Origin of the sequence: Paracoccus sp. (in: a-proteobacteria) (assembly GCF_030604785.1) — a bacterium.
GTDB lineage: Bacteria > Pseudomonadota > Alphaproteobacteria > Rhodobacterales > Rhodobacteraceae > Paracoccus.
In genome coordinates, this window is sequence record NZ_JAUVVF010000007.1 from 17,051 (window position 1) to 29,452 (window position 12,402).

Consider the following 12,402-nt stretch of genomic DNA (forward strand, 5'->3'; position numbering starts at 1 on the left):
GGCAACGGGCCCCGGCGCGGCTGCGTTCCCCCGTCAGGCGATGGCGCGGTCGCGCGTCTCGGCCCTGACCAGCATCAGGGCCAGCGCGGCCAGCAGCAGCAATGCGGCAAAACTGCCTATGGCAAGACCGAAGCCCTTGGCGAAGACCACGGCCAGCAGGCTGGGCGCAAGGATGCCCCCCAGCCGCGCCATGGCGCTGGCCGTGCCCATGCCGGTGCCCCGCAGATGGGTCGGGTAAAGCTCGGGCGTAAAGGCGTAAAGCGCGCCCCACGTGCCCAGCAGCGCAAAGCTCATCACGATCAGGGCGGCGGCGACCAGCAGAGGCGCGGTCGCAAAGGCGAACATGCCGCAACCCGCCGCGCTGAGGATCAGGAACCCCGTCAGCGTGGCGCGGCGGCCCACGGCCTCGACCCCCCAGGCGGCCAGCGCATAGCCCGGCACCTGCGCCAGTGCCAGCACGACGAGGAAACCGTAACCGCGGACAAAGCCGAAGCCCTCGGTCGCCAGCTGGCCGGGCACCCAGACGAAGACGCCGTAATAGGACAGCGAGACCAGAAACCACACCGCCAGAACGCCAAGCGTGATCCGCCGCAGTGACCCCGCCCAGATCGAGCGTGCGGCCCCGGCCTCGACCGGCGCGGCGACCAGATGGGTCTGGGGCGGCAAGGGCGGCGCGCCATTCACGGCCAGCACCTTCTGGATCACGGCGCGCGCCTCAGCCTGCCGGCCGGTGCGGACCAGATACATGGGGCTTTCGGGGATCCAGAAGCGCAGCAAGAACCCGATCAGGGCGGGTGCGGCGGCGACGAAAAAGATCCAGCGCCACGGCGCATCGGCCCCGAAGCTGACGGCAGCCCAGGCTGTCAGTGCGATGACGATGGTGCCGATGGCCCAGAACCCCTCCAGCCAGACCAGCCACCGGCCCCGGTTCCGGGGGGGCAGAAACTCGGCCATCATGGCGTAGTCGACGGGCAGCGTGCCGCCCACCGCCACCCCGGTCAGGAAGCGCAGCACCAGAAGCCAGGTGAAGTCCCCCGCCCAGACCGAGGCGAGGCCAAAGACCGCATCCATCGCAACGGTCCCGACCAGCACCCATTTCCGCCCGATCCGGTCGGCCAGCCGCCCAAAGAGGAACGCGCCCGCGAACATGCCCAGAAAGAACGCCGTGCCGATCTGCAAGGCGGTCACGCGGTCCAGACCGAAGGTGACGGCCACCGAGGGCGCGGCGAAGCCCACCGCGATGACCTGCATCGCATCCGCCGCCCAGACCAGCCCGAAGATACCCAGCAGGCGCCACTGGAACCGGCCCGTGCCGCCCTGCGTCAGAGCATCGTCGATGGTCATGCGCCGCATGGCAGGCCCTTTCGCGTTTCCCCAATCCATAGCGCAGGCATCCCATATCGCAACCCGCCTTGGCACCCGGCGCCCCCGCCGCTAGGGTCCGCCGCAAAGGAGAGCCCCATGTTCACCATCGCCACCTGGAACATCAACTCGGTCCGCCTGCGCGAAGGGCTGGTCGCGCGCTTTCTGGCCGAGGAAGGCCCCGACATCCTGTGCCTTCAGGAATGCAAGTCGCCGGTCGAGAAGATCCCCCTGACCCGCTTTGCCGAACTGGGCTATCACCACATCGTCGCGCGCGGGCAGAAGGGCTATAACGGCGTCGCCATCCTGTCGCGCCTGCCGATCACCGATGCGGGCGACCGGGATTACGCGCGGCTCGGCCATGCGCGCCATGTCTCGGCCCGGCTGGAAAACGGCGTGGTGATCCACAACATGTATGTGCCCGCAGGCGGCGACATTCCCGACCGCGAGGTCAACGAGAAATTCGGGCAGAAGCTGGATTTCCTGACCGAGATGCGCGACGTCTTCCACGCCGACCGCCCCGAACGCTCGATCCTGGTGGGCGACCTGAACATCGCCCCGCGCGAGGATGACGTCTGGTCGCATAAGCAGCTGCTGAAGGTCGTCAGCCACACCCCGATCGAGGTCGAGCATCTGGCCCAGGCCCAGGATGCCGGAAACTGGGTCGACGTGACCCGCAAGGACATCCCAGAAGGCAAGCTCTACAGCTGGTGGTCCTATCGCTCGCCTGACTGGGATGCCGCCGACAAGGGCCGCAGGCTGGACCATATCTGGGCCAGCCACGACATCGCCAATGCGGCGCATGGCAGCCGCATCCTGCGCGATTGCCGTGGCTGGGAAGGCCCAAGCGACCACGTCCCGGTGCTGGCGCGCTTCGACCTCTAGCGCCTGCCTGTGACCCGATGGGGCCTTTCGCTTGCGCGGCCAAGGCCCCATATTGCGCCCAAGATCGACCAGAACCTCCGGGGACGCCATGAGCATGCTTTTCGACGGGGCCGCAGCACCCAAGACCGATGATTTCATCAAGGACGTGACCGAGGCCGATTTCATGGCCGAAGTGGTCGAGGCCTCGATGCAGGTTCCGGTGATCGTCGATTTCTGGGCGCCCTGGTGCGGCCCCTGCAAGACGCTCGGCCCCGCGCTCGAGGCCGAGGTGGCGCGCCACAAGGGCCGGGTCCGCATGGCCAAGGTGAATGTGGACGAGAACCAGATGATCGCGGGCCAGCTGCGCGTGCAGTCGATCCCCACGGTCTATGCCTTCTTCCAAGGCCGCCCCGTCGATGCCTTCCAGGGCGCGATCCCGGCCAGCCAGATCAAGCAATTCGTCGAAAAGCTGGTGGCAATGGGCGGCGATGACGGCGGGCTGGCCGACGCGCTGGAAGCCGCCGAACAGATGATCGAGGCCGGAGAGACCGCCGACGCCATCGAGACCTTCACCGCCATCATCGGCGAGATGCCCGACAGCCCCGAAGCCTGGGGCGGCCTGATCCGCGCCCATCTGGCCGCAGGCGACGCCGCCGCGGCCTCGGCCACGCTGTCGCAGGTGCCACCCGCCATCGCCGGCGCCGCCCCGGTCGAGGCCGCACGCGCCCAGCTGGACCTTGCCCGCCAGGCCGAAAACGCAGGCCCCCTGACCGACCTGCAGGCGCGGGTCGAGGCCGACCCCGCCGACCAGCAGGCGCGGCTGGATTACGCGACGGCCCTGCACGCGGCGGGCCGGATCGAGGATGCGGTCGAGGTCCTGCTGGACAGCTTCCGCCGCGACCGCGACTGGAACGACGGCGCGGCCAAGGCCCAGCTTTTCACCATCTTCGACAGTCTCAAACCCGGCGATCCGATCGCGCAGAAGGGTCGCCGCCGGCTGTCCTCGCTGATCTTCGCCTGAGCCGATGCGCCGCCGCTTCGATCTTCCCGACCGCATCCCCGTCTTTCCGCTGACCGGGGCCGTGCTGATGCCGCGCGCCCGCATGCCGCTGCACATCTTCGAGCCGCGCTACCTGCAGATGCTGGAAGACACGCTGAAGACGTCCCACCGCCTGATCGGCATGATCCAGCCCGAGGGCGAAGGACTGGCCTCGATCGGCTGCGCGGGGCGCGTGGTGGCCTTCTCGGAAACCGATGACGGGCGCATGATGATCTCGCTCGGGGCGGTGTCGCGCTTCCGGCTTCTGGACACGTTCGAGGGCTTCACCCCCTATCTTCAGGCCGGAATCGACTGGTCCTCGTTCGGCCGCGATCTCGGCGCGCCGGAACAGGATGACGGCCTCGACCGGCAGGCCCTCTTCGCGCTGCTTGCCCGCTACATGGAAAGCGAGGGCCTCTCGACCGATTGGGAGGCCGCCGCCCAGGCCGAGGACGAGCTGCTGATCAACTCGCTCTCGATGATGCTGCCATTTTCGGCGGGCGACAAGCAGGCACTGCTGGAATCGCCCAGCCTGACGGACCGGCGCGAATTGCTGGTCGGCCTGATCGAATTCGCGCTGCATGGCGGCCAGGACGAGGAACGACTGCAATGACCGACACCGCCCCCAGCTTCGACCGCCACATGCTCGAGGCGCTGGTCTGCCCGGTGACGCATGCGACGCTGTCCTACGACGCGGCGCGCCAGGAACTGGTCTCGCGCGCGGCCGGTCTGGCCTTCCCCATCCGCGAAGGCATCCCGATCATGCTGATCGACGAGGCGCGGCAGATCAAGGCCGATGACTGACCCCCTCCACGACCCGCGCCCGGCGGCCTTTCCGCGCGTCTCGGCACGCAGGCTCGGCCCTGTGGCGCTGCCGCTCTGGGTGCGGCTGGTCATCCTGGCCTGCTGCCTGGTCGAGGGCGCGCTGATCGCAGCCGGCCTCTTCGGCTACCCGGTCGCCCGCCATGCGACGGTGATGCTGGGCGGCTTCTGGTCGCCGGTCTTCTGGCAGGGGATCGGCCTCTACCCCTTCCAGCAATGGGTGATGTTCCTCAGCTACGGCCTGCTGCATGCGGGCCTGCTGCACCTCGCCATGAACATGATCGGCCTTGCCGCCCTGTCGCGCGAATTGATGCGGATGATGGGCACGGGCCAGATGGCGCTGATCTATCTCGTCTCGCAGATCGCGGGCGCGCTGGTCTTCGCCTGGTTCGAACCCGCCGCTGGCCCGATGAGCGGCGCCTCGGGCGCGGTCTTCGGCATCGCGGGCGCGCTGGTCGTGCAGACGGCGCTCACGCTCAGACGTCGCCAGCGATCGACGGCACCGCTGGTCCGCGCGGTCGCGCTGATCCTCGGCCTGAACATCGCGCTGACCTTCGCCATGCCCTCGGTCGCGTGGCAGGCCCATCTGGGCGGCGCCTTGGCCGGGATCGCGCTGACCCTCGCCTTCGCCGCCCGCCGCAAAAGCGCCTGACCAGCCGCTTTGCCTTGGCTCAAATATCCTCGGGGGGTCCGGGGGGCGAAGCGCCCCCGGCCTCTCCGCCGGGCGCCTCGGCCGCTTCCTCCTCCGCGACGGGCGGATCAAGCGCCTCCGGCTCCTCGACCCCTTCCATCGCCATCAACCGCCGCAGGGCGGGCCGGAAGCCATCGGCCGACGCATGGACCAGAGCCGCCGCATCCCCGCCTTCGGTCAGATGCTCGGCGACGATCCGGTGGCCCAGCCCGTGGCCGGACCATTTCCGCATCCTGCCGCGTCCCTGGAACCACTCTCCCATATCCTGATCCCGCCGCGCCCACAGGGCGGCCGCCTGTTTCAGCATCCCCGATCCCGGTCGCACCTGATCCCAGGGATCGGCTCCGCCGCCCAGAAGATCGGTCACGAAATGCCCGGCCAGTCCCGCCGCCACCAGCGCCTCGCCCAGGGAACGGTCCACGGGCACCATTTCCCACCGGGTCAGGTGGAACATCTGGCGCGCCAGCATGCGCCGGAAATGCTCGGGGTCGACGCGATCGGGGTCCAGCACCAGTTCGATGACCCCGGCCGAGGGTGCATGGCCCGCAATCCCCCATTCCGGGATCACCGCATCGCCCCGGCGGACGACCAGATCGAAGCGCGGCAGGTCCAGCCGGGCCGAGACCAGTTCCACGACCTCGCGCGCATGGGCGCGGATCTCGGCCATGATCGGGGTCAGCGCGCCGCGCGCATTCAGCATGTGAACCTGCCAGACAGTCATCGATGTCTCCTTCGGCGCCGGTTTCCGCGATCAGATCTCGGGAACCAGAACCTCGCGCTTGCCGACATGGTTCGCCGCGCTGACGACGCCCTGTTCCTCCATCTGCTCGACCAGACGGGCGGCCTTGTTGTAGCCGATGGCCAGCTTGCGCTGGATATAGCTGGTCGAGCATTTCCGGTCGCGCGCCACGATCATCACCGCCTGATCGTAAAGCGCCTCGTCGCCGCTCTCGCCGCCGCCAAGGCCCAGGACCGCGTCGATGTCGTCGGCCTTCTCCTCGTCGACGCCCTCGACCACGCCCGACTTGTAGCTGGGCGGCCCGAAGGATTTCAGATGCGTCACGACCTCCTCGACCTCCTCGTCGCTGACGAAGGGGCCGTGGATGCGGGTGATCCGCGCGCCGTTGCCCATGTAGAGCATGTCGCCTTGGCCCAGAAGCTGCTCGGCCCCCTGCTCGCCCAGGATCGTGCGGCTGTCGATCTTGCTGGTCACCTGAAAGCTGATCCGGGTCGGGAAGTTCGCCTTGATCGTGCCGGTGATCACATCGACCGAAGGCCGCTGCGTCGCCATGATCAGGTGGATGCCCGAGGCCCGTGCCATCTGCGCCAGACGCTGGATGCAGGCCTCGATCTCTTTACCCGCGACCATCATCAGGTCGGCCATCTCGTCCACGATGACGACGATATAGGGGAAGGTCTCGGGCTGGAACTCTTCCGTCTCAAAGATCGGCTCGCCGGTATCCTCGTCAAAGCCGGTCTGGACCGTGCGCTTGAACAGTTCGCCCTTGGACAGCGCCTCGCGGACGCGGCCATTATAGCCCTCGATGTTGCGCACGCCCATCTTGGACATCTTGCGATAGCGGTCCTCCATCTCGCCCACGACCCATTTGAGGGCGACGACCGCCTTCTTGGGATCGGTGACGACCGGCGACAGCAGATGGGGGATGCCGTCATAGACGCTGAGTTCCAGCATCTTGGGGTCGATCATGATCAGCCGGCATTCGTCCGGCGTCAGCTTGTAGAGCAGCGACAGGATCATCGTGTTGATCGCGACCGATTTCCCCGAGCCGGTGGTCCCCGCGATCAGCAGGTGGGGCATCTTGGCCAGGTTCGCCACGACCGGATCGCCGCCGATATCCTTGCCAAGTGCCAGCGGCAGAGGCTGCGTGCCGTCGCCAAAGGCACGGCTGGCCAGGATCTCGCGCAGCAGCACCTTCTCGCGCCGCGCATTGGGCAATTCGATCCCGATCACCGTGCGGCCGGGCACGGTCGAGACGCGCGCCGACAGCGCCGACATCGACCGCGCAATGTCGTCGGCCAGACCGATTACCCGGCTGGCCTTGAGCCCCGGCGCGGGTTCCAGTTCGTAAAGCGTGACGACGGGGCCGGGGCGGACCTCGGTGATCTGGCCCTTGACGCCGTAATCGTCCAGCACGGCCTCCAGCATCCGGGCATTCTCCATCAGCGCCTCTTGCGAGATCTGATGCGTGTCGCCGGCCGTCGGCGCGGTCAGCAGCGCCAGCGGAGGCACCTCGTAGGCCGGGCCGCTTTCGTCGAAGCGCAGGCGCGGCTCGGCCTCGGCCTGGGCGCTGCGCGAGGGTTCGGTGCGCTTGGCGGGGGCCACGATCTGGCGCGGGGTCTCGGCGCCGAAGGGGCGCGGCTCGGATTCGGGCTCCGGAACGGCGGCGGGGGCACCGCCGTCGCGGGCCAGACGCGCCGCGACCGCCGCCAGAACCGACGGCCTGCCCGAGCGCTTGGTGATCGCATCGCTGATGCGGCCGCGCAATTCGTCCTGGGTCGGGGCGGGGCCGTGATCGTCATGGTCGATCAGCTCGGGCTCGATCAGTTCGGGCTCGGGCATCTCGGCCTCCAGCTCGAAGGGTTCGGGCGCGCGGCGCGTGCGGGCGGGGGCGGGTTCGACGCGCGGCTGCGGGGCCTCGTCCGCGCTGCGGGCACGACGGTCGCGCAGGCCCGCGACCAGCGCCTGCGCGCCGCCAAAGGCCGCCTGCGCCATCTGCGCGGCCAGCGCCAGACCCATCACGAAGCGCCGCCACAGGCCGCGCAGTTCGGCCCGGTCGAAGCCCAGCACAAAAGCAAGGATCGCCACCACGCCCGCAGCCGTCAGCAGGCCCGCCACCCGGATACCGATCTGCGCCTTCACGGGCATCAGGTTCAGCATGGCGCCCATCACCATGTCGCCGAAATGGCCGCCCAGGCCATAGGTCTGCTGCCATTCGGGTCCCGGCAGCAGGGTCGAGCAATAGACCGCGACCAGCGCGACCGCGATCGGCGTGAAGATGCCGCGCATCAGCCGCGTCTCGCCCTTGTGCAGCATAAGCCGCAGGCCCCAGACGACACCCGCCAGGACCAGCACCCAGGACCCGTAGCCCGCAATCATCATCAGCGGCGAGGCGATATAGGCGCCAAAGCTGCCCAGAAGGTTCTGCGCCGGTTCGTCCGTCGCCGACAGGAAGCTGGGATCGTCCGAGGACCAGCTGCCCAGGATCATCGCCACGATCACCGCCAGCGTGATCAGGCCCGCGCCCATCAATTCCTTGCCCCGGCGTTCCAGCGCGGCGCGGGTGGTCTGGTCGAACAGCGGATCGCGGTGTTTCGCGTGCCAGCTTGCCATGGCTCAGCCCCTTTCATCCGTCAGAACGTCGACCATGCGGCGCAGGGCCGTCTCGGTCTCGTCGGCATCGGCGACCAGCGCCACGCGGACAAAGCCGCGTCCGGGGTTCTGCCCGTCCACCTCGCGCGCCAGATAGGCGCCGGGCAGGACCTGAATGCCCGCTTCGGCCCAGAGCCTGCGCGCCGCCTGTTCGCCATCTTTCACGGGCAGCCACAGGAAGAACCCGGCCTCGGGCGGCAGGTAGCCCGGCATGTTGCCCAGAACCCGGTCCGCGATGGCGTATTTCTGCTGATAGAGCGCGCGGCTGGCCGCGACGTGATCCTCGTCACCCCATGCGGCGGCGCTGACGGCCTGCACCGGCAGGGGCAAGGGCGCGCCCGCATAGCTGCGCAGGCGGCGCATCTCGCGGATCTGGGCCACGCCGCCCGCCGCGAAACCCGACCGAAGCCCCGGCAGGTTCGAGCGTTTGGAGAGCGAGTTGAACATCACCACCCGGTCGGGCAGGCCCATCGCGGTCGCCACCTGCAGGGCGCCGGGCGGGGGCGTGTCGCGCCAGATCTCGGAATAGCATTCATCGGCGAAGATCAGGAAATCGTGCCGCTCGGCCAGCGTGATCAGCCGTTCCAGATAATCGCGCCCCGCCACCGCGCCCTGCGGGTTGGCGGGCGAGCACAGATAGGCCACCGCGACCCGGTCAAGCAGCGCCGGATCAAGGCCCGCGTAATCGGGCAGGTGCCCCGTCTCGGGCGTGGCAGGGACAAAGACCGGATCGGCCTGCACCGCCGAGGCCGCGACCGCGTAGACCTGATAGAACGGATTGGGCACCAGAATGGCCGGGCGCTGGCCGTTCTTGCGTTCCGGGCACAGCGCAAGGGCCGCGTTGAACAGCCCCTCGCGCGTGCCGTTCAGCACCATCAGCCGGTCGGGGGCCACATCCAGATCATAGCGCCGGCCCAGCCAGCCGCTGATGGCGCCCAGCAATTCGGGCGTGCCCTCGTTCACCGGATATTTCGCAAGGCTGCCGATGCTGTCGGCCATCACCTGCGCGACGAAATCGGGCATCGCGTGGCGCGGCTCTCCGATGGTCAGCACGGTGGGGGCGGCGCCCGGCGCCAGCCCCGGCGTCAGGTCCGCAAGCAATGCCCGCAGACGCGGGAACGCGTATTCCGGCAGGTTCGAGAACCGCTCGGGGAATGCCATCTCTGCCTCGCTTCGGGGTCTGCGCCCCGTTTTCCTGACAGAAACTTTAGCGTGATCGCCGCCTTGCGTCCAGCAAAGAGCGGGCAGAGGGCGGGCAGCCCTCAGACCGCCAGCGCAGCCTCGGCCCCGGCGGCCACGCGCAACAGATGCCGGTCCCGCCCCGCATGCCCCATCAGCGAAATCCCGCAGGCCGGGTGCCCGGTGGGCAGCGTCACCGCCGGCAGGCCCAGCAGGTTGCCGATCCGCGTATTGCGCAGCGTCAGCAGGTTGGCGCGCACGAATTCGGCCTGATCGTTCATCAGCCGCTCGACCGGAGGCGGCAGGATCGGCACGGTCGGGATCAGGACGGCATCGAATCCGCCCGCGACCTCCTTGATCCACTTGCGACGGATGCGGGTCAGGCTTTCCCAGCCGGCGACGTAATCCATCGCGCCGATATCGGCCCCGCCCCGGAAGCGCTCCAGCACCGGGGTCCACATCAATTCCGGCGCATCCTCGATCTGGGCGCGCCAGATGCCATAGGCCTCGGGCGCGAACAGCACCGGCGACAGGGCCAGCGCGCGGTCAGTCCATTCGGTCGCGACATGGGTGATGTGCGCGCCCGCCCGGCCCAGCCGGTCCAGCGCATCGGCAAAGGCGGTGACGGGCGCGGTCTCGGCCCCCTCGAAGGGCGCGCCCTCAAGCACCAGCAGGCGGCGCCCGGCAATCGAGGCATCCGCCAGATCGGGCGCAGGCTGATCCGTCATCAGCGCGAAGATCTCGGCGCAATCCTCGACGCTGCGGGCGATGGGGCCGGTCACGTCGAACTTGCGGCAGAGCGGCACGACCCCCTTTTCCGGCACCGCACCGGGCGTCGGCTTGAACCCCACCAGGCTGTTCCAGGCCGCAGGCACCCGGATCGAGCCGCCCGTATCCGACCCGATCGCCGCCGCCGCCAGCCCAAGCGCGACCGAGACCGCCGCCCCCGACGAACTGCCCCCCGGCGCCAAATCGGGGTCCAGCGCATTGGGCGGCGTCGCGGTCATCGGGTTCAGGCCAAGGCCCGAAAAGGCCAGTTCCGTCAGGTGCGTCTTGCCCAGACAGACCGTGCCGCGCCGCGCCAGACGCGCCAGCACGATGGCATCCTTGCGCGGCACGCGGCCCTCCAGCAGGCGCGAGCCGGCCTCGGTCAGGGTGCCGCCGCTGTCGATATTGTCCTTCCAGCTGATCGCCACCCCGTCCAGCAGGCTGTGGCGGCGCTCCTGCTTGGCGCGGTCATGCGCGGCGACGGCCTCGGACCGGGCGCGGGCGGGCGTCAGCCGGGCATAGATGCGCGCGCAATCGGGATGGTCCTTCGCGGCGGCCAGATAGGCCTCGGTCTGGTCGATGGGGTCCAGCAGGCCCGCCATGATGGCGCGCCCCTGCTGCATGGCCGAGGCCTTCAGCCAGTCCATGCTCAGAAATCCACCGCGATGCCGTTCTTTTCGTAATCGCCGTAGCGCACGGGTTCGGGACCGTCACGGCCGCCATATTCCTTGGGCAGGATCTGGGCGGCGCGCGCCTTGCGGCGTTCCTCGGCCTCGGCCAGGGCGCGTTGGGCGGCGGGGGGAAGATCGCGCATGGCGGGGCTGGCATCGGGCGCCGGAACCTCGGTTCTGTCATCGCTCATGGAAAGATCCTCGGAATGGTCGTAAGGGTCTGGGCCAGTCTTGACGAAGATCTAGGTGAAGGAAAGCGTTTTGGCAAAGCCGGGCGGCGATATGGCGCGGAAGGGCGCATTGCGATTGATCCAGGGCGTGCGCGAGGGGCGCTCGCTCTCTGACCTGTCGGGCGCCTTGCGTGCGCTGCCGGTGGCCGAACAGGCCCGCGCCGCCCGGCTGGCCGCCGAGACGCTGCGCCATCAGGGCCGGGCCGATGCCGTCATCGCCGGTCTGGTCGCGCGCAATCCGGCGCCCCAGATCGCCGACGTGCTGCGCCTTGGCGTGGTCGAGATGCTGGAACTGGGCGCGCCCGCCCATGGCGTCGTGGGCGCCGCTGTCGATCTGACGCGGGGCCTGGGCAAACGCGGGCAGGCGGCGGCGGGGATGGTGAACGCGGTGCTGCGCAAGGCCTCGGCGCATCAGGGCTGGGCCGAGCTGCCGCCGCAGCGCCTGCCCGAATGGCTGCGCGAGCCGCTGTCCGAGGCCTACCCCCCCGAAACCCTGCTGGCCATCGAGGCGGCCCATCAGCGCGGCGCGCCCCTGGACCTGACGCTGAAGCCCGGCGCCACACCCCCGCCCGGCGCCGAGGCCCTGCCGACCGGATCCTGGCGCATCCACGGCCCCGCGCAGGTCACCGCCCTGCCCGGCTTTGCCGAGGGCGCGTGGTGGGTGCAGGACGCCGCCGCCGTGCTGCCGGTGCGCCTGCTGAACCCGCAGCCGGGCGAGGCGATCGCGGACCTCTGCGCCGCGCCGGGCGGCAAGACGCTGCAACTGGCCGCGGCGGGCGCCCGCGTCACCGCGCTGGACATCAGCGAACAGCGCCTGAAGCGCGTGGCCGAGAACCTGTCCCGCTGCGGCCTTGCCGCCGATCTGCTCGCGGGCGACGCGCTGGACTGGCGGCCTGCCACCCCGCCGGACGCGATCCTGCTGGACGCGCCCTGTTCGGCCACCGGCACGATCCGCCGCCATCCCGACCTGCCCCATATCCGCGACGGCCACGGCATCGCCGAGCTGATCGAATTGCAGGCCGCGATGCTGGATCACGCGCTGGCCGTGCTGCGCCCGGGCGGGCGGCTGGTCTTTGCCACCTGCTCGCTGATCCCGGACGAGGGCGAGGTGCAGATCGACGAGGCGCTGTCCCGCCATCCCGGCCTGACGGTTGAACGCCCCGACCTGCCCCATATCGCCCTGCCCGGCATCGACCCCGCCTGGATCACCGAGGAAGGCGGCCTGCGCCTGCGCCCCGATTTCTGGGCCGACCGGGGCGGGATGGACGGGTTCTACATGGCTCTTCTGCGAAAGCCGGGCTGACAGGCCGGGGCGCGAAGGCCCCGCTGGCGCTGGACCTTCGGGCAGGCTTTCGCTAATCGGGCTGCGAACCAGATCCTCGAGG

12 protein-coding genes are annotated in these 12,402 nt (G+C 69.5%); 6 read left to right on the top strand and 6 right to left on the bottom strand.

Translation table 11 applies throughout. The features are described from left to right. Positions 1–33: 33 nt before the first annotated feature. Entirely contained in the window at positions 34–1,353 is a 1,320-nt protein-coding gene (locus tag QAR72_RS03955) for an MFS transporter (RefSeq protein WP_304616069.1), read from the bottom strand. A 108-nt stretch (positions 1,354–1,461) separates the two neighbouring features. Between QAR72_RS03955 and QAR72_RS03960 the strand changes: the two genes are divergently transcribed. From QAR72_RS03960 to QAR72_RS03980, 5 genes are all read left to right on the top strand, one after another. Next, a complete protein-coding gene (locus QAR72_RS03960; protein WP_304616070.1) occupies positions 1,462–2,247 on the top strand; it encodes an exodeoxyribonuclease III in 786 nt (261 codons plus the stop codon). A 94-nt stretch (positions 2,248–2,341) separates the two neighbouring features. After that, the gene (locus tag QAR72_RS03965) at positions 2,342–3,247 is read left to right on the top strand and encodes a tetratricopeptide repeat protein (protein ID WP_442953547.1); all 906 of its coding nucleotides are present in this window, start codon (positions 2,342–2,344) and stop codon (positions 3,245–3,247) included. Between the two features lie 4 nt (positions 3,248–3,251). Beyond that, positions 3,252–3,878: an LON peptidase substrate-binding domain-containing protein gene (locus tag QAR72_RS03970; protein ID WP_304616072.1), complete on the top strand. Its 627-nt coding sequence runs from the start codon at positions 3,252–3,254 to the stop codon at positions 3,876–3,878. Then, positions 3,875–4,069, top strand: a complete 195-nt coding sequence (locus QAR72_RS03975; RefSeq protein WP_304616073.1) for a Trm112 family protein — start codon at positions 3,875–3,877, stop codon at positions 4,067–4,069. The genes QAR72_RS03970 and QAR72_RS03975 overlap by 4 nt, the downstream gene beginning before the upstream one ends. Further along, positions 4,062–4,739, top strand: coding sequence for a rhomboid family intramembrane serine protease (locus QAR72_RS03980; protein ID WP_304616074.1), 678 nt, complete (start codon positions 4,062–4,064; stop codon positions 4,737–4,739). The genes QAR72_RS03975 and QAR72_RS03980 overlap by 8 nt, the downstream gene beginning before the upstream one ends. Positions 4,740–4,758: 19 nt before the next feature. Here the strand turns inward: QAR72_RS03980 and QAR72_RS03985 are convergent, their stop codons facing one another. The 5 genes from QAR72_RS03985 to QAR72_RS04005 all read right to left on the bottom strand — a co-directional run bounded on the left by QAR72_RS03985 (position 4,759) and on the right by QAR72_RS04005 (position 10,978). Then, positions 4,759–5,499 (bottom strand): DUF2268 domain-containing putative Zn-dependent protease, encoded by a 741-nt coding sequence (locus tag QAR72_RS03985; protein ID WP_304616075.1) that lies wholly within the window; start codon positions 5,497–5,499, stop codon positions 4,759–4,761. 30 nt (positions 5,500–5,529) lie between these two features. Beyond that, a complete protein-coding gene (locus QAR72_RS03990; RefSeq protein WP_304616076.1) occupies positions 5,530–8,130 on the bottom strand; it encodes a DNA translocase FtsK in 2,601 nt (866 codons plus the stop codon). A 3-nt stretch (positions 8,131–8,133) separates the two neighbouring features. Next, complete coding sequence (locus tag QAR72_RS03995; protein WP_304616077.1) at positions 8,134–9,330, bottom strand: aminotransferase class I/II-fold pyridoxal phosphate-dependent enzyme; 1,197 nt, start codon at positions 9,328–9,330, stop codon at positions 8,134–8,136. Between the two features lie 101 nt (positions 9,331–9,431). Beyond that, positions 9,432–10,763, bottom strand: a complete 1,332-nt coding sequence (locus QAR72_RS04000; protein ID WP_304616078.1) for an amidase — start codon at positions 10,761–10,763, stop codon at positions 9,432–9,434. 2 nt (positions 10,764–10,765) lie between these two features. Next, a complete protein-coding gene (locus QAR72_RS04005) occupies positions 10,766–10,978 on the bottom strand; it encodes a DUF1674 domain-containing protein (protein ID WP_304616079.1) in 213 nt (70 codons plus the stop codon). Positions 10,979–11,069: 91 nt separating this feature from the next. On the opposite strand from QAR72_RS04005, the gene QAR72_RS04010 reads away from it, so the two are divergent. Then, complete coding sequence (locus tag QAR72_RS04010; protein WP_304616135.1) at positions 11,070–12,320, top strand: RsmB/NOP family class I SAM-dependent RNA methyltransferase; 1,251 nt, start codon at positions 11,070–11,072, stop codon at positions 12,318–12,320. Positions 12,321–12,402 lie beyond the last annotated feature (82 nt).